The organism is Mesorhizobium sp. M1403 (assembly GCF_040317695.1).
Taxonomy (GTDB): Bacteria; Pseudomonadota; Alphaproteobacteria; order Rhizobiales; family Rhizobiaceae; genus Mesorhizobium.
In genome coordinates, this window is sequence record NZ_JAMYKY010000007.1 from 24,787 (window position 1) to 45,915 (window position 21,129).

Below are 21,129 nucleotides of genomic sequence, written 5' to 3' on the forward strand. Positions count from 1 at the left end.
GGGCTGGGCTCATCGGGCTGGGCTCATTGGGTTAGGATCATCGGATTGGGCTCATTGGCCTGCAGTTTTTGTCCCGGTATCGGCAAGCAGGCGAGCGAGTTTCAGCGCCGCAATCAGGCTGCCGGCACGGGCGATGCCCTTGCCGGCGATGTCGAAGGCGGTGCCATGGTCGGGCGAGGTGCGGATGAAGGGCAGGCCGAGCGTGACGTTGACAGCCTCGTCAAACGCCAGCGCCTTGGCCGGGATCAGCGCCTGGTCGTGATACATGCAGAGCGCCACGTCGTAGCCGGCGCGGGCGCGAGCATGAAACAGCGTGTCGGCGGGCAATGGCCCGAAGGCGTCGATCCCTTCCTGCCTCAGCCTGTCGACCGCCGGGCGTACGATGCGCTCATCTTCGGTGCCCATCGCGCCGCCTTCGCCGGCGTGCGGGTTGAGGCCGGTAATGGCGAGCCGCGGCTTGGCAATTCCGAAGCGGTTTGCAAGGTCGGCGGCGGTGATGCGGCCGGTGGTGACGATCAGGTCGGTCGTCAGCGCCTTCGGCACCTCGGCCAGCGCGATGTGGATGGTGACCGGCACGGTGCGCAGGTCCGGTCCGGCAAGCAGCATCACCGGCGTCACCTCGGTACCGGTATGAAGCGATGCCAGATGCGCCAGATATTCGGTGTGGCCGGGAAAGCGAAAGCCGGCATCGTAGAGCGGCTTCTTGGCAATGGGGCAGGTGACGACCGCGGCAGCGCGGCCGGCCAGGCAGTCGGCGACGGCGCGGTCGATCGCCTCGACGATGCCGGCGGCGTTGGCTGGATCAGGGCGGCCGGGACTGTCGATGAAACGGGCGGCAAGCGCCACCACCGGCAGCGCGCGCGAAAACATCTCCGGCGCTAGCGCCGGCGTTGTCTCGGCCATCGCAATATCGGCGCCGAGCCTGTGCGCCCGCGCGGCAATCAGTGCCGGATCGGCAAGAAGATAGAAAGACGGAACGCCGGCGGTATCGCGGGCCTGCCAAGCGGCGATGGCGATGTCCGGCCCCACACCGGACGGATCGCCGACGCTCAGCGCCAGCGGAAGCTCTGCGTGAGGCACGGCTATCGCGACTTCAGCGCTCGATGATGCGGGCTTTCTTCCGCAACTCCTCGACATATTTCTTCGAGAGCTCGTCGGCGTTCTTGTCGCTCGAACCTTCATTCTGGAACACCATCTGCGCGACTTTGTCGTCTGACACCTCGCGCGACGAGCAGATGCCGATGAATTCGACGCCGCGGTCGGTTTCGCGCGTCGTGGTGGCGCCGCCAACCTTTGTAGCTTTTATCTGCTCGGCCCAGTCCAGCGGCAATTGCGGCGCCAGCACCCGGCCGAGATCGCGAACGGTGACATCCATCAGGCCCTTGGCGAATTCGCGCGTGGTGTTGCAGCCGTTGAAGCGGGCGCGCATGGCGTCGGCTTCGCGTTTGCGCTTGGCCAGCGTCGCGCTTCGCTCGGCGGCCGGCACCACGAAAATGACCTGCTGCAGCATGTACTCGGTGGCACTCGGTTTGCTACCGCCTTTCTCGAGCATGCGCTTGACGAGGTCCTGCTCGCTTATGGCGCCGCCGCCGTCGCTAGAACGGTGACGCGCGGTCAGCGCCTGGTTCCAGGCCATCTGCGCCCGGATAAACTCCTTGAAATGCTCCTTGGAGACGCCGGATTGCGCCATGGCGCCGTCAAGCTGCTTGAGCGGCATCTTGTTGCTCGTGGCGAAACGCTGATAAGCGGCATCGACCTGCGCGTCGCTGATGCGGATGCCGAGCCGCCTGGCTTCGGCCATGCGCAGCGTCTGGTCGATCATTTCCTGGCCGGCATCGCCCTTTTTGTGCTGCAGGCGCAGGAAAGCCGCGCGATGCTGGATGTCGCCGGTGGTGATCGGTATATTGTTGACGACGTATTTGATCTCGCTGGCGAAAACCGGCCGCGTCACTGCGGTGATCGAGACCGCCACCAGCAGCGCGAAGCCTGCCGAAAAGAGGTATTTCCTCATCGAAAGCATCCCAATTCCATCTCGATTCGGCCCAACCTGTCCCAGTTCAGGCCGCGGAAATTCGTGCCTGCTCTATGCGGCGAAACAATGTCGTCCGCCAGCCGCCCCGTTGCCGACTGCTGCTCCCCTTATTGGATGGTGTCGATGGAGCGTTGCGACGAGCCGAAATCGCCGAGCGTGCGGAACGACAGGTTGAAGCCGACGTTCTGCGATACTTCCTTGGTGTTCAGGTCACGTCTTTCCGAAAACGTCATCAAATAGGTAAAGCACGAATCGCTATAGGCAAAGCCGACCCCGTCCTTGACCAGGATGCTCTGCTCCAGATCATACGTGCCGGTGCCAAAGACGCGCCAATTCTCAGCAAGATGCGTCGAGGCGCCGAGCGTGATCTCATGGCGATCCGTGGAGAAGCCATAGAGCGGCTGCGCCTGGATGAAGGCGTATTTGGCGCTCAGCGATACGGGCAGGCCTGAAAAGGCGGCCTTTACCTCAGCGCGGCGGACCTCGAAGCTTTGCTCGTCGAAACGGCCGCTGACCGAGCCGGAAAATCCGCTGGGGCTATTGAAGCCGACAAGGCCGACATAGTCGGAGGTTGCGGTTTCAAGACCCGAATAGGCGCCGACATTGACCAGATCCGGCGTGCCGAACGAGTTCTGGCCGCCGAGTTGGTAGGATTGGCCGAACACCGCATTGGTGCTCCAGCCATTGTCGTACGCGCCGGAATAGCGCAGCCCGACATTGGCGCGCGTGCCGCCTTCCATGCGGTCATAGCCGGAGAATTTGTCGCGCTCGAACAGCGTCGTGGCGTCGAAGACGAAGCTCTGGGCGTCCTCGTTGGGGACCGCCAGCCCGCCGACATATTGCTCGTTCGGACGCATGAACACTTGCGCCATCGGTTCGAAGACATGGCTGGAACTGGTCATCGAGAACAGTACCGGCCAGCGCATCTCAAGGCCGGCGGTCGCCATGTAGCGGGCAAGCGACGAACGCATGTCGTCGTCAACGCCGAGATTGGTCGCCATCTGGTTGACGGCGTCGAGCGAGGCCGAGGAGGCGTTGACATAGCCGGCGTCGCCGCGCAGCGCCAGCAGCGGCGTCAGCAGCAGCCCGCCATCGGTGGTGAAGGTGCGCTTCCATTCGGCCTCAGCGGTAACGCGGCCGGATTGACCGTCGATGCCGCGGACGTTGTTGACGGACGAAGGGATGCCCGAATCTGCAAGAGCCGTATCGAGCCTGTCGCGGTCTATGATCCGCGCGTTGACGTCGAACGACAGCTGCCCGCCGGCCACCGGCATGTCGGGGATATAGGCGTAGTCGAGCGAGGGCAGCACCCAGGGCTGCTTGGCGGCGCGGGCGGTCGGATCGCTAGCGAGGGTGTCTTCTTGAACGTCGAAGTGCATGGCGCGCACATCGAAATAATTGCGATCGTTGAGCCCCGTCAGGTACACCTCGGAGCGGTGTACGCTATCGTTGAAGCCGTCGATATCGTAGGTGCGCGAGAAACTCTTGTCGCTCTGCAGCAGGATGTCCCAGCCGAAGTCCCAGCGCGGGTTGATGGCGAACTGGCCTTGGGTACCCATCATGCCGCGGAACCTGTTCGGATCGCCCTCGGTACCCGAACTGACGTTGTGGCCATTGTCGTCGATGAAGGCGTCGGGATTCTCTTGACGGATGCCCGCAATCTTCAGGCTGTACTGACCGTTGTTGAAGCGCTGCCTCCACTCGGCCTCACCGAGGAAACCCTGTCTGGTATAGCCGCTGCCGGTGACAGTTAGATCGTAGGTCGGCGAGAGCGCGAAATAATAGGGAACTCTAACACCGACGCCGAGATCGCTCTTGTAGGCGACGCCGGGGATCAGGAAGCCGCTCTTGCGCTTGACCGTCGGGTCGGCGATCTCGAAAGCCGGCAGATAGGCCAGTGGAAAGCCGAAGAACTCGAAATTCGAATTCTCGAAGCGAACCGTCTTCTTCTCGCCGTTCCAGATGATCTTCCTGGCCTTGATACGCCAGGTCGGCGCTTTGTCGGGCTTGTCCTCGCACGGCTCGCAGGCGGTGTAGACGCCATTGTGGAACGTCGTCAGCACGCCGCCCATGCGCTCCGCGCTTTCGGCGGCGAAATACGCCTTGTCGACGGTCTCGACACGCAGCGCGTTGACGAAGCCGTCGGCGAAATCGTCGGTGATGTCGGCATGCTGCGAATAGATTTTGGTGCCGTCGCTGTTGACGAGCTCGACATTGCCGCTGGCGACGAGGCGTTTGGTGTTGCGGTTGTATTCGACCCGCTGGGCGACGAGACGGTTGCCGCCATAGTCGATCTGGACGCCGCCGACGGCCGTCACAGTCTGCTTGTCGTTGTCGTAGACCAGCGTATCGGCTGCCAGCAGCATCTGCGTGCCGCTCGGAACCTTCGTTGCCAGCTCACTGACGTCCTGGGCGAAAACCGGAGCAACCGGGGCAGCGCCGGCAAGCAGGCATGCCAAGGCGCTCGCCGCAGAGAGGCGTGCCAAACCGGCGTGCCTATGGCTGCGCAAAACCGCCTCCCTCACTAGCCGTCTTCCTTGTATAGCAGGAATGTCACCCCGAAGAACATAGCCACGACAACCGGGACCCAAGCCGCTACGGCAGTGGGTACGAATCCCGCTACGCCGAATGCCTTGACCAGCACCGAAACGACATAAAGCAGAAAGCCGGCCACGATGCCACCCAGAATCATCGTCGCCGACTGCCCCATCCTCGCAAATCGCATTGATACCGTTGCCGCAATCAGCGTCATCGCGACGAGCAGGAAGGGCAGCGCAATCAGGGAATCGAACTGCATGGCGAAGGCATTTGCCTTGAGGCCGAAGGAGCGGGCCACCTCGATCTTGCCGGGCAGATCGTAGAAGGGGATGGTCTCAGGGCGCGCCAACCGCTCTTGCACGAATTCCGGCTTGAGATCGGTCGGCAGCCGATCGCTGGGTAACGACTGGATGGTGCCGTCCCGGAACACCTTGACGTCCCGCAATTCCCAGTAGCCGTCCCGCAAAAAGGCGTGCGCGGCATCCTTGCGCTCGATGATGTCGCCTTGCGGGCTGAAACTGAAGAAGACCGCGTCGGCCATCTCCAGGCCTTGATTGAGAATGGCGCGCGCGCCGATGATGGTATCGCCGGAGCTGGTTTTCTGCCTGATCCAGGGCGCGGCGTCGGCCGAGACGGTGTTCGACTTGCCCGAACGGAGCTGGGTCTCGATCTGCTCGGACCAGGAATAGGCGTGCGCGGCTATCGGATTGATGACGCCAACCGACAAGGCCCCAAACAGCAGCGCCCCGATGCAGCACGGCAGCAGGAACTGCCATGCGGAAACCCCGGCGGAACGGGCGATGACCAATTCATATTTGCGGTTGAGCGACACCAGGGTCGCCATCGCCGAGAACAGGCCGACGAACGGCACCGTCTGCAGCATGATCATCGGCATCCGGAGCCCCGAAATGGCGAACGCAGTTGCGTAGGTGAAGCCCGGCACGCCGGTCGTGCGGCCGGAAAGCTCGGTGAAATCGATCAGGAACACCAGCGCCAAAAGGCCGATGAAGAACCAGATGGTGATCGTCACATAGCGAAAGAAGAAGTACCGACCCAGAGTCCAGCCCATCAGCCGGCTCCCTGTCCGGATGCGCCACGCCGGGCAAAGCGGAGCTTGACGGCGCTCCAGCCGTCATTGAAGCGGCCGGCAAGATTGGTTATCCAATCGGCCCAAGCAACCGGCAGTTCCATCGTCCGGTTGGAAACGATGAACCAGATAGCGATCGCCGATGCCACGATCGGGACGCCGTAGACCATATAGGCATATTGCGGCACCTTGTCGGCCTTGCCGGCGGCAAAGAACCCGAGCCAGCGCACGAACAGCGCGATCGCGATTGCCGTGATCAGCGGGTGCACGCGCGCCTCGCGATGCGAGCGCGCATCTCCGGCGACCGCAAGCGCGATCAGCGCAAAGACGAGCGAATAGGACCACTCGGAAAAACGCTGGTTGAGCTCGGCCAGGTACCTGTTCGGCTTTTGCTGGTACATCTTGTCGTTCGGACTGGGATTGAGCAGGTACTGGGTCGTCCGGTCCTTCGGCAAAAGCAGAATGTCAGATGACGCCGACAAGAAAGCGGACAAGTCGAAGGCGTAGGAGGTGAACCGGATTACCGAGAGGTCGCCGGTCATGGTTTTGCGATGGATGACGCCGTCATTCATCATCAGCACCTTCTCGTCGCCGCGTTCGATGATGCTGCCGGTCTTGGCATAATAGATGAGATTGACGCCTTCTTCGCGCGAGTCGGCGACGAAGATGCCGCCGAGGCGATTGTCGGGAAGCCGTTCGCCAACCTGCAGGAACAGGCCATCATCGATCTTGCGGAAGGTGCCTTCCTGGATGATCAACGACAACAGATCGGCACGCGACGAAGCAATCAACTCGCGGTTCTTCTGGCGTGCGTAAGGGTCGACGCCATTGTCGACAGCAAACGAAAAAACGCTGGCTGCGAGTGCCAGAAGCATGATCGGCCTGACGATGGTCCAGCGTGAAGCGCCGGCGGCATTGATGACGGCCAGCTCCGAATCCGAATTCATCACGCTGAGGATCTGCGCGACCGCGACGACTAGGGCGAACGGCACGACGATCGGAACGATCGACGGGACGATCAGCGCTGCGACTTCGAAGAAGGTGAGGGCCGACTGACCGCTATCGGTGACGAGGTCGATGCGGGCGAGCACCTGAGTCGTCCAGACGATCGCCAGCGTCCAAACGAGCGCCAGCGCGAATACCGCGAAAGCACGGCGCATGATGTAACGTTCAACGACCTTCATGAAGGCTTTTCTCGGCGGTTTCGAACGGCATCATGCCTTGGAATAAGGTAGTCGTCCGGCGCCGGCTGCACAACTGGCTCAGTTTGGCGGTTCGATCTGGGTTCTGTCCCGTATCGCAAATTCCGCTGGGCCGGAGTGTCGGCGGCAATGGATAAGAAAGGGCGAACATTGTTGGTTAACAACAGGTTGCGGCGGGAAGCGGGGCCGTGCCGCGACGAATCGTGGATGGTTCAATGTCGCATATGGGAGCGATTTCGGCCAAAGTCTTGTCAAATGCGGCAAAACGACCAAATGTCGCGCCGATCGCCGCCGCGGCGGCGTGATAAGACGGGTCAGGATCTGTTGAGCCCCAGCATGGAAGCGGAAAAATTGCGCAGTCAAACCGGTTGGGAAGCGGTCTTTGATGGCGCGATTGTGATCGGCGCCGGCGCGGCCGGCCTTGCCGCCGCCCACGCCCTGATGAAGGCCGGCGTACCGACGCTCGTCCTGGAAAAGGAGAGCCGGCTTGCCGAGCCCTGGCATCGGCGGCACCAACGTCTGCACCTCAACACGCATCGCGATCTCTCGACGCTGCCCGGCATCGGCTATCCCGCAGGCACCCCGGCCTTCCCGCACAGAACCGCCGTCATTCGCCATCTGAACGATTTCAGCCAAGTGCACCGGCTGCCTGTCACATTCGGCGTTGCCGTCGAAGAGATCACGTTCGATGGCGATCACTGGACCGTACAGACCAATTCCGGATCCCGTCCGGCGCGCCATGTCGTCGTCGCCACCGGGCGCGACCGGCAGCCGTTTATTCCCGCATGGAAAGGCATGAAGGATTTTGCCGGCCGGATCGTCCATTCGGCAGATTTTGGCGAGGCGAAAGACTATGCCGGCAAAAAGGTGCTGGTGGTCGGTGCCGGCAATTCGGGTTTCGACGTCCTCAATCATCTTGCGGATGCAGACGCCGAAAGCATCTGGCTGTCGGCCCGCAATGGTCCGTCATTGCTGCCGAAACGCATCTGCAAGATCGCCGTCCACAGGCTTTCGCCTTTCATGGCGCGCTTGCCGGTACGGATCGCCGATGCGGTGATGGCGACAACCCAGCGCCTGGTTTTCGGCGACCTGACGAAATTCGGGCTTCCGCCGGCCTCCATAGGAGGTGCGAGCCGTCTGAGCGCCGACTACACCGCGATCGCAGCCGATGACGGCGCGGTTCGCGCCATCAAGGCAGGCATGATCGTGGTGGTGCCGCCATTGCGAGAATTTACTCGCGACGGCATCATATTGAACGACGGCAGGTTTATCACGCCCGATATCGTCATCTCAGCGACCGGCTACCGGACCGGGCTGGAGCAGATGGTCGGCAAGCTCGGCGTTCTCGACGGCAAGGGCGTTCCGCTTTTCAACGGCGGCGAAGCCGACCCGCGATTGCCCGGTCTGTGGTTTACCGGCATGCGGCCGAGCATTCGCGGTTGTTTCGCCAATGCCCGCATTCAGGCTAGGGCGATAGCGGCGCGGATTGTCAAGCGGCGATAATGAGCAGGACTATGCCGACTGTTCCGCCCGCAATAGACACGCCTTGTTGGAACGTGCTCGAACCGAAAGGTCAATGATCATGACGCCAGTCAGCATTCGCTACATTGTCGATGATGTCGCCGCCTCGATCGACTTCTATTGCGGACATCTGGGCTTCGCCGTCCAACAGGACGCGCGACCGGCTTTTGCCTCCGTCACGCGCGGCGCGTTACGGCTCCTTCTAAGCGGACCCGGCAGTTCGGGTGCTCGGGCGATGCCCGACGGCCGGCAGCCGGTGCCGGGAGGCTGGAACCGCATCCTGCTGGTGGTGCCGGACCTGAAAGAAGAGGTTGCGCGTCTCAAGAGTGCTGGACTTGTCTTTCGCAACGATATCATAACGGGCGTCGGCGGTTCCCAGACCCTGCTCGAAGACCCATCCGGCAATGTCATCGAGCTGTTTCAACCCGCCGCTCACTGACGCAATAACACGGCATCTTAGATCCGATCTGCCCAATCGAACGCCTCTCCCCGACAATCCAACGCATTTCCCCGAAAGCAGGACATGATGAATTCGAGACCCTCGATCGCCTTCGCCAAATTCGCCGCGCCCAAAAAGGGCAGCGTTTTCGTTCTGGCGGCCGACGAGGGCGGCCTCGGTGATGCGGTCAGGGCCTGCGATCCGGCAAAGACCCTCGAGCGGGCCTTTCCCGTCGCCGACTTCACCGGCAAATTCGCCAGCCAGGTCGAAGTGCTGGCACCGGAAGGGACGTCGCTCGAGCGGCTGGTGGCGGTCGGCGCCGGCAAGGGCTCCAATCTCGATGACTACGCCTGGCTGAAGCTCGGCGGCACGATTGCCGCATCCTTTCGCAAGGCAACCGAAGTGGCCGTCGTGCTCGATCTTCCCGGCGCCGCCGTCAGCGGCAGGCAAGCCGTTCAGCTTGCCGCGGGCATCCTGCTGCGCAGCTATTCCTTCGACAAGTACAAGACCAAAAAGGACAATGGTGACGGCAAGCGTGAGCCAAAAAAGCCGGTAAAGGTGACCATTCACACGGCCGATCCGGCGGCCGCAAAGAAGGCCTTTGCCGATGAAGCGGCGGTGATCGACGGCGTCTTGCTGGCGCGCGATTTGGTCAATGAACCGGCCAATGTGTTGGGACCGGTGGAATTCGCCGCCCGCATCGCCCAACTGGAGGCGCTCGGCGTCACGGTCGAGATCCTGGCCGAGAAGGAGATGAAGAAGCTCGGCATGGGTTCGCTGCTGGGCGTAGCGCAGGGCTCGCCGCGTGGCGCCCGCATCGCCGTCATGCGGTGGGACGGCGGCAAGGCCAAGGAAAGCCCGGTCGCCTTCGTCGGCAAGGGAGTCACCTTCGACACCGGCGGCAATTCGATCAAGCCGGCCTCCGGTATGGAGGACATGAAGGGCGACATGGGCGGCGCTGCTGCCGTCACCGGGCTGATGCACGCGCTGGCCGCGCGCAAGGCGAAGGTCAATGTCGTGGGCATTGTCGGGCTGGTCGAAAACGCCGTCGACGGCCACGCTCAACGACCGGGCGACATCGTCACCTCGATGTCTGGCCAGACCATCGAAGTGCTCAACACCGACGCCGAGGGCCGCCTCGTGCTGGCCGATGCGCTGTGGTACTGCAACGACCGCTTCCAGCCGAAATTCATGATCAATCTGGCGACGCTGACCGGCGCCATCATGGTCGCGCTCGGCCAGCATTATGCCGGCCTGTTCTCTAATAATGACGAGCTAGCGGACCGGCTGACGGCGGCCGGTCAGGCGACGCAGGAGCGGTTGTGGCGCATGCCGCTCGGCGCCGAATACGACAAGCTGATCGAGTCCAAGAATGCCGACATGAAGAATATTGGCGGCCGTTATGGCGGCGCCATCATCGCCGCGCAGTTCCTGCAGCGCTTCGTCAAGGACACGCCCTGGGCGCATCTCGACATTGCCGGCACCGCGATGGGCTCGCCCTCCAACGAGATCAACCAGTCATGGGCTTCCGGATTCGGCGTCAGATTGCTCGACCGATTGGTGCGCGATCATTACGAGCAATGAGCGGCGCGCCAAATGATTTAGACTGAAGTCATGGCCGAAATCCTGTTCTATCACCTGACCGAATCGACCCTGGAGGACGCGCTGCCCGGCCTCCTGGAGCGCAGCATCGATCGCGGCTGGCGCGCCGTGGTGCAGACCGGCACCGAGGAACGGCGCGACGCGCTGGACCAGCATCTGTGGACTTTCCGGGACGATTCGTTCCTGGCCCATGCAACGGACCGCGAAGCCCATCCGGCCGAGCAGCCGGTGCTTCTGACCGTCGGACCTGACAATCCGAACCAGGCGCAGATACGCTTCCTGGTCGATGGCGCGGTGCCGCCGGAGCTTGGCGGCTACCAGCGCGCCGTGTTCCTGTTCGACGGCCACGATGCAGCCCAGCTAGAGGCGGCACGCACGCACTGGAAGACAATGAAGGAGGCCGGCCACACCGTGACCTACTGGCAGCAAACACCGGACCGGCGCTGGGAACGCAAGGCTTAGAAGACCTGAGCAAGCCCGATGCCGCCTGATGATCAAACACCAAGCATATCGATAGATGCCGCACTTGTTCGCCGCTTGATTGCCGCGCAGTTCCCTGAATGGGCGGACCTGCCGGTAGAGCCGGTCGAGCCTGGCGGCTGGGACAACCGCACCTTCCGGCTGGGCGATCGAATGTCGGTGCGGCTGCCCAGCGCTGCCGCCTATGTTGCCCAGGTCGAGAAGGAGCATCGCTGGCTGCCTCGCCTCGCGCCTCACTTGCCTCTGCCGATACCGGTGCCACTGGCCAGAGGCGCGCCCGGTGAAGGCTATCCATGGCCTTGGTCCGTCTATCGCTGGCTTCGCGGCCGGCCGGCGGCTGGTGGGCTGATTGCCGATCTCAATGAATTCGCTCGTTCGCTGGCCGGCTTTCTGGTTGCGCTCTACCGGATCGACGCCGCTGGCGGACCACCGGCAGGTCAGCATAATTTCCACCGCGGTGGCCAGCTTTCAGTCTACGACGCCCAGACCCGAGCCGCGCTTTCGGCGCTCGGCGGCCGCATCGACAAGGCAACCGCCGAGGCGGTGTGGGCGACCGCGCTCGGCTCGCGATGGCAAGGGCCGCCGGTCTGGGTCCATGGCGACGTTGCCTCAGGCAATCTGCTCGTCGAAGATGGCAAGCTCTGCGCGGTCGTCGATTTCGGCAGTTCGGCTATCGGCGATCCTGCCTGTGACCTGGTGATCGCATGGACGGAATTTTACGGCGAGAGCCGCCAGGCGTTCCGCGACGCCATTTCCCTTGACGAGCACAGCTGGGCGCGCGCTCGGGGCTGGGCGCTCTGGAAGGCGCTGATCGTCGCTTCGGGACATGACGGCAACCAGCGCGAGGCGGAAAAATCGTGGCGGGTTATCAATGAGGTGCTGGCGGATCACACAAACAGTTAGAGCGGGATGGAGAATTCAGTTTGAACGCATCCCGCTCCAAAAACGAAAGCATTACTGCCCGCCCGTCTCCCTCCTGAACGTATCGAAATCGACCTGCATGCCGTTGAAGATAGAGCTCCAAGCGCCCATGGTCGACTGGATGTCGTTGATGGTTGCGTCATAGTCGTCGGCACGGGCCGGTGCGGAGGCCAGCGTCAGGGTCAGCGCGTGGACCGTGGAGGCGAGCAAGGATGCATGATGAAGCGAAGAGGGCGTGGATGAAAACGATATGGAAGCTGTTCATGGCGTTCTCCTCTGGTTTTTGTTGGCCTTACGATGTAAGGTAATGTCGAAAATTAACCTTACAGCGTAAGTTGTCAAGCGGCACCATGGACATATCAGTCAAAAAAAAGCGAACGCGCGGCCGGCTGTCTCGCGAGATGATCGAGGATGCGGCTTTCGAGGTAATCGAGAGGGAGGGGCTTTCCGGCTTTTCGATGCGCAAGCTGGCGGCAGAACTCGGCTGCGAAGCGATGAGCATCTACCATCATTTCCCCTCCCAGGCGCATCTTTACGAGGCACTGGTCGATCGACAGATCAGCTCGATCAAGATTCCTGACGACGGCATGCCTTGGCGCCAGCGGATCCACGTCGCCGTGAACGAATACCGCCGGGTCGCCACCGAACATCCGGCCTTTGCGCCGTTCATTGTGGTCTACCGCATGAATTCGCCGGCATGTCTCGCCAAGCTGAACGACGTGATCGGCCTGTTCGAAGCCGGCGGTTTCGGTTTGGAACTCAGCGCCCGGTTGTTCCGAGCCACGAGCTACTATCTGATGGGCGCGATCCTTGACGAGACGGCCGGCTACGCCAAGGGGCCTTCGGCGGTCACCACGGTGAGCGATGAAGCGCTAGCGCGGGATTTCCCCAGCGTCATGGCTGCCGGGGCATATTTCGGCACAGCCGGTTTTGACAAGACCTTCGATATAGGCCTCGACATGTTGCTGGACGAGATGGAGCGTATCCGCGACGGTGCCAATGCGAGGTAGTTGCATCAACGGGGCATTGTCCGCATGCGCTTTTTGTTTCTTCTGATCCTGCTCATCGGTACCGGCATCGGCGTCGTCTATCCCTGGGCGATGACCAATTTCTCCGGCCGTGAGATCGGCACCTGGCGGGTTTACGACCAGGGCCGGTTCAAGCCGGTGACGGTGGCCCTGAGCGCACGCGACGGGCCGCTACGCGTGCTGGTCGATCTTACTGCAAGAGCCGAGCGCATCGTCTCGCAGCAGCGCACCGTGCTGACCCTGTCCGCCGCCACCGGCGGCAGGACGGTGCTCGCCTCGACGCTGCAGTTCAATCACTCCGACAATCCGCGCCAGGTCAGCCCACAGCTGCCGGACAGGATCTTTCGCGACGAGGCCGGCCTGATCCCGAGCGTTACCCCCGGTTCCTACATCTTCACCGTCGGTCCGGGCGACGCCGAGGGCATTCCGATGCGGGCCGTCGACCTCGTCCTGCGCTCGGCTGCCGGCGAGGTCGACCGCCGGGCGCGGCCGGTCGGTTTTTCCCTGATGGCGGCCGGCCTGGCCGGGCTGGTGCTGGCATTCCGTTTCGGCGGCCGCCGGCCGGAAAATCCGAACTCGCAGCCGCCACCGCCGCGCTGGGGCAGGGGCTCCAATTGAACTATCGCCACGCCTACCATGCCGGGAACTTCGCCGACGTCGTCAAGCATGCCGTGCTCAGCCGGCTGATCGAATATCTGAAGCAGAAGGACAAGGCTTTTCGGGTCATCGACACCCATGCCGGCATCGGCCGCTACGATCTGTCCTCAACCGAAGCGCAAAAGACGGGCGAATGGCAAGGCGGCATCGGCCGGCTGGCCGATGCCGCCCTCGACGCCCCGGCGGCGGCATTGCTGGCGCCGTATCTTGAAGCCGTCGGTTCGCTCAATCCGGACGGCGGCGTGAAAAAATACCCGGGTTCGCCGCTGATCGCTCGGCACCTGATGCGCAAACAGGACCGGCTTTCGGCAGTCGAACTGCACCCTAAGGATGCTGCCAGGCTGAAGGCGCTGTTCGACGGCGACTTCCAGACCCGGGTGATCGAGCTCGACGGCTGGCTGGCGCTCGGCGCGCATCTGCCGCCAAAGGAGAAGCGCGGCCTCGTGCTCATCGATCCGCCTTTCGAGGAAGAGGGCGAGTTCGGTCGCTTGGTCGACGGGCTGCAAAGAGCCCATCGGCGCTGGCCAGGCGGCATTTACGCGCTGTGGTATCCGCTCAAGGACCGCAAGGCGGTCGCCGCCTTCCGAAAGGCGCTGAAGCAAACGGGCATTCCCAGGCTGCTCGACGTCGGCTTTGAGATCAGGCCGGCCTCGGTCGAGCCGAGCCTCGACGGCTGCGGCATGGTGATGGTCAATCCGCCCTTCACCCTGGAGGGCGAGTTGCGGACGCTGCTGCCGGCGCTGCACCGGCTGCTTGCTGTCGAGCAGCCATCGCATTGGACGCTGGACTGGCTGGCGGGAGAGTAGTTTGAGGTGCGGTCCTTGCCGTTCCCTCAGCGCAACCATCGTCACCGTAACCATCGTCACTACAACCGCTTGACCGCGCGTCAGCGAATCCGCACAGTGCGCGCAGTCGACCTTGAGAGGCTGCCATGACTCGCTTCGCCCAATCCGCCCTTGCCGCACTGCTCGCCGTTTGCACGCCGCTGGCTGCGCCTCTCGGCGTTACTCAGGCGGTGCAGGCCGCCGACCTTGCAATCTATACCGATGAGGACAGCGGCGTCTGCGGCGAGGCCTGGGTGCTGAACAAAATCACCGACCGCTTCTCGTATCAGGTGCATCACGTGCCGCATCTGCCGGATGTGCAGATCGTCGACTTCCAGCGCATCCACCAGCATCGCTATCTGCCGGCCGACGACACCTGGCCAATCGGCCGCCATTATTGCGGCGCCACCGTCAGCCTCTCCGACGGCCACGCCCGCACCATCTGGTATCTGATCGAGGAAGGCCAAGGCTTTGCCTCGATAGGCGACAATGTCGAATTCTGCGTGTCGGGCTTCGACCGCTGGATGGTCTACAACGGCCGCTGCCGCGTCCTGCGCTGAACCAGTGCCTTCCGATTCCCGTTGGATTGTTGCGTCACTTAGGTGGTCGAGAAAAGAAACACCTGACGGCCGTCAGGATCGCGGACGATCACACGCCTGCCCATAGCCGTCGCCTTGACATCCGCAATGATTCCAAAACCATTGGCCTTCGCGGCAGAAGCCGCTTCGTCCGCGTCGGTGACCTCGAAGCCGATCATCGTTCCCGCTCCTTCCGCCGTCGTTCCTTCGTTTGCCGGATAGAGTTCGATCGCGAGCCCTTGACCTTGGAACGCGAAATGTATCGGACCGGAGCCGTGCTGCTCTTGCCTGAAGACAATTCCGAAATTCGCATAGAAAGCCGCGGCTGATCTGGGGTCAGCCGAAAACCATGTGACAAATGCCAAGCTCGGCAAGGGGGGCATTCATACCTCTCTGGTGTGTGGACTGTCCGGCGCTCAAGGTCGGACGGAGGTTGCGAAAATCGTAGATTTCCATGCAGGTCAACGCCAACCGGCCACATCGATCACTTTGCGGGGAAACAGCACTACATGGATTCGCTTGTTTATATTGTTGCAATTGGGGCGGTCGTTGCAGGTTTCGTCCAGGGGCTGTCCGGGTTCGCTTTCAGCCTGGTTGCCATGTCTTTTTGGGTTTGGACCGTGGAGCCCCAGCTTGCTGCTGCCATGGCGGTCTTTGGGGCGCTCACCGGCCAAATCATCGCCGCCGTCACCGTCCGCCGGGGTTTCGACCTCAAGCTTCTGCTGCCATTCCTGATCGGCGGGACCACAGGAATTCCGGTCGGTGTCGCCATCCTGCCCCTGCTGGATGTGCACTTGTTCAAGTTGATCTTCGGCGCGCTGCTGGTCGTTTGGTGTCCCTTGATGCTTTTTGCCCGTCGCCTCCCTCCCATCACGCTCGGGGGTCCTGTTGCAGACGGTGCAATAGGTCTGGTTGGCGGCATCATGGGCGGGCTTGGCGGCTTCACCGGCCCGGTTCCAACGTTGTGGTGCGTGCTGCGGCAATGGGAAAAGGACAGGCAGCGCATTGTCATCCAGAATTTCAACCTTGTGACCCTCTCCATGACGATGGCCGCCTATCTTGCGACCGGAAAGATCAAGCTCGAAATGCTGCCGATGTTTGCCATCGTCGCGCCGGCGATGTTGATACCGACACTCCTTGGCGCGAGACTCTACATCGGCATCAGCGAAGCAACGTTTCGAAAGATCGTCCTCACGCTCTTGGCCGCATCAGGTGCGGCATTGCTGGCATCGGCCTTGCCGCATCTCATGAGCCGGGTTTGAATCCGACGTACAGAAATCCCCGACTTCCGCCGTGCCCTGCGCTATCGACCGATGCGGCCCGCGCCCGATAGGTAGGCGCAGATCAGTTCGACGAGTTGCTTTTGCAGCTCCGGCGCGGCGAGCATGTTCCGGCGTGCCGCGTTATGGATCACACCTTCGATCGCCGACGACAGCACGCGCGCGACGGTCTCCATGTCGGCGCCTTTCCTTGGCTTGCGATAGGCGGCGACGGCGGTCGCGTAGTGGTTGAGATATTGTGTCTGGAACGAAGCGTGGGCGGCCCTGGAGCCGCGATCGCCCGGCGCCTCGTCGAGCAGCACCTGATGCAGTGTCGGGTGAATGCTGTGCGCCGCGATCATGCCGCGCACCAGCTCCTGCGCGAATTTCCTGAGCGGCTTTTGGCCTTCCGCCGAATCGCGAATGACCGACAGCACATGATCGAAATGACGGCGCCGGACGGCTTCGAGCAGGGAAAGCTTGTCGGGAAAATACTGGTAGAGCGTGCCGATGCTCACGCCCGCAGTCTCGGCCACCTTGTTGGTGGTGAAGCCGGCCCAGCCCAGCCCGCTCAGAACATGAGCCCCTGCCTCGACGATCGCCTCTACGGTCGCCCTGGAACGCGCCTGGCGCGGCTGCTTGCGCATGCGCGGATACGGTTTTGCAATGCGAGTAGACACGCCCGCCCATTCTCCTGAAAATATGAACAACATACTCGCATTTCCAGAAAAGGACACCGACCATGAGTGCGCACGCCCTGCTTCGCAGCCTGTTTGCCTATCAGGCCTGGGCAAATGACGAACTGCTGGAAAGGCTCGTCAGTCTCGACCCGCCCGTTCACGGCAAGGAACGGCAGGCCGTGATACGGCTCATCGATCACAGCCATGTGGTGTCGCGGATATTCTCAGCCCACCTGGTTGGTGCAAGCCGTGGCTACTCCGCCGACGCCAGCGAGGACACGCCGGCCCTCGACGAACTTCGTGCCGCAGTCGCGGCGACCGATCGGCGGTATCTCGATTATCTCGAAACCGTTTCGTCGCAACAGCTCTCCGAGCCCGTCGCATTCGTGTTCACCGACGGGGATAAGGCATTGATGTCGCGACAGGAAATGCTGACCCACGTCGTACTGCACGGCGTCTATCATCGCGGTGAAGCGGGGCGCATCCTGGCGCAGATTTCCGTCACGCCGCCATGGGATACCTTCGCCGTCCATCTCCACAGGGCCGAGCCTTCCCGCCGGCTGCAGAAGCAGCGCGAGCCGCTCGGCGCCTGAACGGCCGAGCGTTTTCGATTACGAGATCGGCTCGACCGGATCTATCGAGCGATATCCTGTCTTTCAGAAATGCGAGCTATCTGCTTACTTTCATCGCGTCGTGCAAGATAGTGCAGCGGCGTGCTCGTCGCGTTGCTTCGTACTTACCTGTAGTTTATCGTTTCGGACAAGACGAGGCGGGCGACCGCCTTCGCTCTTGACAATGTTCGCGCTGAGCGTCGGACGTTGAAGCGCAGAGCTGGTCGAAAAGGTCCTGAGCTTGACGCGAAGACCGGTCGAGATAGAGCGAGCAGAATTTCTGTCGCAGAACTTCGCTGCGCGACACAAAGATTCGCAGCCGATTTTTGCACCGGTAAAATGGTCGCGCGCTCGCCGTAACCGAAACTTAAGCTGCAGAAATCATTCTAATGCTTCGCTGGCTAGCAAGCCGCGAGTCAGATATGCATTGCGCGCCGGGTCAATAACGGCCGTCGGCACAACGGAAGGGGCATGATATGGCTAAGCAGTCATCCAAAGCGCCGGCATCCAAGGCACCGGCAAAGAAAGCACCAGTAAAAGCAGCGGCGGCAAAGGCCGCAACTGCTGTGAAGAAAGCAGCACCCGCTGCCAAAGCGAAGGCCGCCGCGCCTAAGGCAAAAGCAGCGCCGGCGAAAAAGCCGGCCGCCAAGGCGGCGGCAAAACCAGCCGTGAAGAAAGCAGCACCTGCCAAGGCAAAAGCAGCACCGGCCAAGGCCAAGGCTGCACCGGCAAAGAAGGCGGCACCGGCCAAGAAGCCGGCTGCAAAGGCCGCTGCGAAACCCGCTGCGAAGAAGGCAGCACCGGCAAAGGCCGCCGCTGCAAAATCTTCCGCAGCAGTGAAGAAAGCAGCGCCCGCGGCCAAGCCGAAGGCAGCGCCCGCAAAGGCGAAGGCCAAGAAGTAGTCGCCGCTCTCCGATCGCCGGGGACAGTACTCAAGACAGCCAGGGCGGGATGCCGGACAGGCGCCTCGCTTGCTAGCTGACGGTCGGGCAGGACGAGAAAGAGGCGGGAGGAAGATGTCTTTTCGCAGCTCCCAGGACTTCGCCACGCGGCGAAGTCCGGTGGGATTTTCGTGGCTGCCAAAGACCAACCTTCGGTGCAAGGCCGAGTTGGTAGCTGATCGGATTTGGATTGTCCGACCTGCTCGCTTCTGCCGCCGCACCTCCGGCTCATCGCATCCAGATTGAAGTCGAGACAATGGCTGCGCGCTGGCGGCGCGGTTTTCCGCCTCTGGCCGTTGATGAAGCCAGCATGATCGGTCAACAGTGCCCACGCACGAGCCCCAATCGGAATCGATTTTCGGTGAGGGTCATGCGCGAAGTCACAATGCTACCGCGTCCTCTTGCGCGTCCAACAGGACATATAGAGCTGTAGCCGGTAAACAGGAATCGACAATGCCCAGACTGCTCTACGCGTCTACTTCTCCCTACAGTTCCAAGGTGCGCATGGCAGCACTTCATGCCGGCATTGCGGTCGATCTCGTGCCGATAAAGACCGAGGAAAAGCCGGCCGCGCTGATCGGCGCCAATCCGCTCGGCAAGATCCCGGTGCTGGTGCTCGACGACGGCCGCTCGGTCCACGACAGCCGCGCCATCACCCAGCATCTCAACCGGATGTCGAAGAACGCATTGTTTCCGCGCAATCCCGACAAGCGCCTCGAGGCAGAGGTGCTGGAGGCGTTGGCCGACGGCATCTGCGACTGCGCGCTGTCGATGGTCTATGAACGGCGCACGCGGCCCGAAGAGATGGTCTACCAGCCTTGGCTCGAGCGCCAGTGGAGCAAGATTTCGGCCGCGCTCGATCTGCTCAACGCCAACCCGCCGAAGCTGCCGAAGAAAATCACTGTCGGCCAGATCGCGCTGCGCGCTTGCCTCGGCTATCTCTCGCTGCGCTTCGCCGGAAAATGGGAAAAGGGCCGCGGCCGGCTGACGCGCTGGGCGGCACGCTTCGACGAGAAATTCCCGGAGCTGAAGCCCGGCATTCCGGCTTGAGGGCGGGGATGGCGAAGCTACCGATTTTCCCCTAATGCATGTCGCGCAAAAGTGTGCAGCGGTTTTGTGATAACGACATGCATAAAACAGGAACCTAGAGCGCGTCGCATGCCGCCGGTCGAACGCGACGCGCTTTAGCGGATTCCTGGCGGGGGAGGCGCAACGGCCAATTTCGACATGCTGGGAGTGAGCCGGGCCGGCGAGGCTGGAAGCGTTGGTCCTGGGGGCATTTTGGTCGACAGACGTTCCGCCCAGTCTTATCGTCGCTTTCTCAAACGTAAGCCGGTGGGGGAGGGCGATTTGATACAGCGCTTGTTTGCCCTGATCATTTGTCTATCCGCGTGCACTGGCATTGGCCTTGAACTCAGCACCTTGATCAAGGGCGGTGCATCGATGCTTGGCTCGCTGTGGGTGTTGGTGGGATATTTCACGATCCTGACCAACGGTCTTGTCGCCATTGTATTCGCAGCCATAGCGCTCCTCGGGGAGCGTTTCGACCATCCAACGCTGGTGGCGTGGACGGCTGCCGTGATGGCCCTGGTCGCGGTGATTTTCGCGGTGTTGCTCCAAGGGCTGCGCACTTTGGCTGGCGCGACCGCCGAAGCAAACTTTCTGCTCCACCAACTCAATCCTGTCCTTGTCTTATTGTTCTGGCTTCTGTTCACGCGAAAGGGGAGGCTCTCGTGGCGCGATCCGCTTCTATGGGCGCTCTATCCCCTGGCCTATCTCGCCTATGCCCTGGCTCGTGGTGTCGCTGAAGGGAAATACGCTTACCCGTTCATAGATGTGTCCGCCAATGGCTGGGTCGGAGTCATGTCGAATGCCGCCACTATCGCCCTCGGTTTCATCGCAGCAGCTGAAGTTCTGGTCCTGGTCGACCGGATGCTGGCTCAACGCTGACCTCGAGATCACGCGTGCCTTTGCCGACAGGGTGGGCACCGGGCGCAAAAAAAGCCGGGCGCGAGGCCCGGCTTTTTCGTGTCGTGGCTTGGACGACTTAGAACTTCATACCGACGCCGAAAGTGACGCGATTGTCGGTCGACTTGACCTTGCCGATACCGTCGAAGTTCTTGTCGCCGAAATCGGTGTAGCGGTACTCGACACGGCCGAACACATTGTCGGTGATCTTGATGTCGGTGCCGACGCCGGCCGTCCAGCCAAGCATAGTGTTAGTGTCGCTGAAGCCGGCGGCTTCCACCTTCTGGTTCTTCAGCGCGCCACCGGCGGTGCCGTAGAGCAGGATTTCCGGGGTAACAGCGTAGCCGAGGCGAGCGCGCAGCGAGCCTTCGACGCCGCCCTTGGCCTCGATGCCGGCATCGTCGCCCTTGACGCCGTTATAGCCGATATCGGCTTCGGCACCGTAGACGAAGTTCTCCTGCTGCCAGTTGTAGCCGCCGAAGACGCCGCCGACGAAGCCCTTGGTATCGATGTCGACACCGACGGTTTTGGCATCGGCATGGCCGGCGAAGCCGTAGCCGACGCTCACACCGGCATAGGGGCCGGCCCAGGATGCGACCGGAAGTTCGGCGATGGGGGCAGGTGCCGGCGGCTCTTCCTGAACCACGTCCGCGGCATAGGCGGTTCCGCCGAGGGCGAACAGCCCAAACGCCACCGCGAGCGGTCGCGCAAATTTAAGATTGGCTTGCATTGTTCTTTACTCCTTAAGCCACAGGACACAG

23 protein-coding genes are annotated in these 21,129 nt (G+C 62.1%); 13 read left to right on the forward strand and 10 right to left on the reverse strand.

Features of this window, described 5'->3' with window-relative positions; all coding sequences use genetic code 11:
* Positions 1-51: 51 nt before the first annotated feature.
* The 5 genes from pdxA to lptF form a co-directional block, all read right to left on the reverse strand.
* Positions 52-1,080 (reverse strand): 4-hydroxythreonine-4-phosphate dehydrogenase PdxA, encoded by a 1,029-nt coding sequence (gene pdxA, locus NKH01_RS14270; protein ID WP_353020681.1) that lies wholly within the window; start codon positions 1,078-1,080, stop codon positions 52-54.
* Between the two features lie 13 nt (positions 1,081-1,093).
* Positions 1,094-2,020 carry a peptidylprolyl isomerase gene (locus tag NKH01_RS14275; RefSeq protein ID WP_023719817.1) on the reverse strand — a complete coding sequence of 309 codons (927 nt, stop codon included), beginning with the start codon at positions 2,018-2,020 and terminating at the stop codon, positions 1,094-1,096.
* 119 nt (positions 2,021-2,139) lie between these two features.
* Complete coding sequence (locus tag NKH01_RS14280) at positions 2,140-4,557, reverse strand: LPS-assembly protein LptD (protein ID WP_352494876.1); 2,418 nt, start codon at positions 4,555-4,557, stop codon at positions 2,140-2,142.
* Complete coding sequence (gene lptG, locus NKH01_RS14285) at positions 4,557-5,642, reverse strand: LPS export ABC transporter permease LptG (protein ID WP_023719815.1); 1,086 nt, start codon at positions 5,640-5,642, stop codon at positions 4,557-4,559. Before lptG ends, NKH01_RS14280 begins: the two co-directional genes overlap by 1 nt.
* Complete coding sequence (gene lptF, locus NKH01_RS14290; protein WP_352494877.1) at positions 5,639-6,841, reverse strand: LPS export ABC transporter permease LptF; 1,203 nt, start codon at positions 6,839-6,841, stop codon at positions 5,639-5,641. The genes lptG and lptF overlap by 4 nt, the downstream gene beginning before the upstream one ends.
* A 354-nt stretch (positions 6,842-7,195) precedes the next feature.
* Between lptF and NKH01_RS14295 the strand changes: the two genes are divergently transcribed.
* From NKH01_RS14295 to NKH01_RS14315, 5 genes are all read left to right on the forward strand, one after another.
* The gene (locus NKH01_RS14295) at positions 7,196-8,362 is read left to right on the forward strand and encodes a flavin-containing monooxygenase (protein WP_352481799.1); all 1,167 of its coding nucleotides are present in this window, start codon (positions 7,196-7,198) and stop codon (positions 8,360-8,362) included.
* A gap of 73 nt (positions 8,363-8,435) precedes the next feature.
* Positions 8,436-8,819 (forward strand): VOC family protein, encoded by a 384-nt coding sequence (locus NKH01_RS14300; RefSeq protein ID WP_352494878.1) that lies wholly within the window; start codon positions 8,436-8,438, stop codon positions 8,817-8,819.
* An 87-nt stretch (positions 8,820-8,906) separates the two neighbouring features.
* Positions 8,907-10,403 (forward strand): leucyl aminopeptidase, encoded by a 1,497-nt coding sequence (locus NKH01_RS14305; RefSeq protein ID WP_023719811.1) that lies wholly within the window; start codon positions 8,907-8,909, stop codon positions 10,401-10,403.
* A 30-nt stretch (positions 10,404-10,433) separates the two neighbouring features.
* Positions 10,434-10,883 (forward strand): DNA polymerase III subunit chi, encoded by a 450-nt coding sequence (locus NKH01_RS14310; RefSeq protein WP_023719810.1) that lies wholly within the window; start codon positions 10,434-10,436, stop codon positions 10,881-10,883.
* An 18-nt stretch (positions 10,884-10,901) separates the two neighbouring features.
* Positions 10,902-11,804 carry an aminoglycoside phosphotransferase family protein gene (locus NKH01_RS14315; RefSeq protein ID WP_352515674.1) on the forward strand — a complete coding sequence of 301 codons (903 nt, stop codon included), beginning with the start codon at positions 10,902-10,904 and terminating at the stop codon, positions 11,802-11,804.
* Between the two features lie 51 nt (positions 11,805-11,855).
* Here NKH01_RS14315 and NKH01_RS14320 read toward each other — a convergent pair whose 3' ends face one another.
* Positions 11,856-12,032 carry a hypothetical protein gene (locus tag NKH01_RS14320; RefSeq protein WP_352849245.1) on the reverse strand — a complete coding sequence of 59 codons (177 nt, stop codon included), beginning with the start codon at positions 12,030-12,032 and terminating at the stop codon, positions 11,856-11,858.
* A 140-nt stretch (positions 12,033-12,172) separates the two neighbouring features.
* Between NKH01_RS14320 and NKH01_RS14325 the strand changes: the two genes are divergently transcribed.
* The 4 genes from NKH01_RS14325 to NKH01_RS14340 all read left to right on the forward strand — a co-directional run bounded on the left by NKH01_RS14325 (position 12,173) and on the right by NKH01_RS14340 (position 14,891).
* The gene (locus tag NKH01_RS14325) at positions 12,173-12,832 is read left to right on the forward strand and encodes a TetR/AcrR family transcriptional regulator (RefSeq protein ID WP_353020685.1); all 660 of its coding nucleotides are present in this window, start codon (positions 12,173-12,175) and stop codon (positions 12,830-12,832) included.
* A 24-nt stretch (positions 12,833-12,856) separates the two neighbouring features.
* Entirely contained in the window at positions 12,857-13,468 is a 612-nt protein-coding gene (locus NKH01_RS14330; protein ID WP_353020687.1) for a hypothetical protein, read from the forward strand.
* Positions 13,465-14,313 (forward strand): 23S rRNA (adenine(2030)-N(6))-methyltransferase RlmJ, encoded by an 849-nt coding sequence (locus NKH01_RS14335; RefSeq protein WP_353020689.1) that lies wholly within the window; start codon positions 13,465-13,467, stop codon positions 14,311-14,313. Before NKH01_RS14330 ends, NKH01_RS14335 begins: the two co-directional genes overlap by 4 nt.
* Positions 14,314-14,438: 125 nt before the next feature.
* Positions 14,439-14,891 carry a hypothetical protein gene (locus NKH01_RS14340; RefSeq protein ID WP_352481793.1) on the forward strand — a complete coding sequence of 151 codons (453 nt, stop codon included), beginning with the start codon at positions 14,439-14,441 and terminating at the stop codon, positions 14,889-14,891.
* Between the two features lie 38 nt (positions 14,892-14,929).
* On the opposite strand, the gene NKH01_RS14345 is transcribed toward NKH01_RS14340, so the two are convergent.
* Complete coding sequence (locus tag NKH01_RS14345) at positions 14,930-15,292, reverse strand: VOC family protein (RefSeq protein ID WP_352481792.1); 363 nt, start codon at positions 15,290-15,292, stop codon at positions 14,930-14,932.
* Positions 15,293-15,418: 126 nt separating this feature from the next.
* On the opposite strand from NKH01_RS14345, the gene NKH01_RS14350 reads away from it, so the two are divergent.
* A complete protein-coding gene (locus NKH01_RS14350; RefSeq protein ID WP_353020692.1) occupies positions 15,419-16,171 on the forward strand; it encodes a sulfite exporter TauE/SafE family protein in 753 nt (250 codons plus the stop codon).
* Positions 16,172-16,212: 41 nt separating this feature from the next.
* Here NKH01_RS14350 and NKH01_RS14355 read toward each other — a convergent pair whose 3' ends face one another.
* The gene (locus NKH01_RS14355; protein ID WP_502895886.1) at positions 16,213-16,848 is read right to left on the reverse strand and encodes a TetR/AcrR family transcriptional regulator; all 636 of its coding nucleotides are present in this window, start codon (positions 16,846-16,848) and stop codon (positions 16,213-16,215) included.
* A gap of 62 nt (positions 16,849-16,910) precedes the next feature.
* Between NKH01_RS14355 and NKH01_RS14360 the strand changes: the two genes are divergently transcribed.
* Positions 16,911-17,441, forward strand: coding sequence for a DinB family protein (locus NKH01_RS14360; RefSeq protein WP_353020694.1), 531 nt, complete (start codon positions 16,911-16,913; stop codon positions 17,439-17,441).
* A 457-nt stretch (positions 17,442-17,898) separates the two neighbouring features.
* On the opposite strand, the gene NKH01_RS14365 is transcribed toward NKH01_RS14360, so the two are convergent.
* Positions 17,899-18,507: a hypothetical protein gene (locus NKH01_RS14365; protein WP_198030507.1), complete on the reverse strand. Its 609-nt coding sequence runs from the start codon at positions 18,505-18,507 to the stop codon at positions 17,899-17,901.
* A 346-nt stretch (positions 18,508-18,853) separates the two neighbouring features.
* Between NKH01_RS14365 and NKH01_RS14370 the strand changes: the two genes are divergently transcribed.
* Together NKH01_RS14370 and NKH01_RS14375 are read left to right on the forward strand one after the other, a co-directional pair.
* The gene (locus NKH01_RS14370) at positions 18,854-19,450 is read left to right on the forward strand and encodes a glutathione S-transferase family protein (RefSeq protein ID WP_023719799.1); all 597 of its coding nucleotides are present in this window, start codon (positions 18,854-18,856) and stop codon (positions 19,448-19,450) included.
* A 231-nt stretch (positions 19,451-19,681) separates the two neighbouring features.
* Entirely contained in the window at positions 19,682-20,350 is a 669-nt protein-coding gene (locus NKH01_RS14375) for a Pr6Pr family membrane protein (RefSeq protein ID WP_353020696.1), read from the forward strand.
* Positions 20,351-20,447: 97 nt separating this feature from the next.
* On the opposite strand, the gene NKH01_RS14380 is transcribed toward NKH01_RS14375, so the two are convergent.
* The gene (locus NKH01_RS14380; protein WP_023719797.1) at positions 20,448-21,098 is read right to left on the reverse strand and encodes an outer membrane protein; all 651 of its coding nucleotides are present in this window, start codon (positions 21,096-21,098) and stop codon (positions 20,448-20,450) included.
* Positions 21,099-21,129 lie beyond the last annotated feature (31 nt).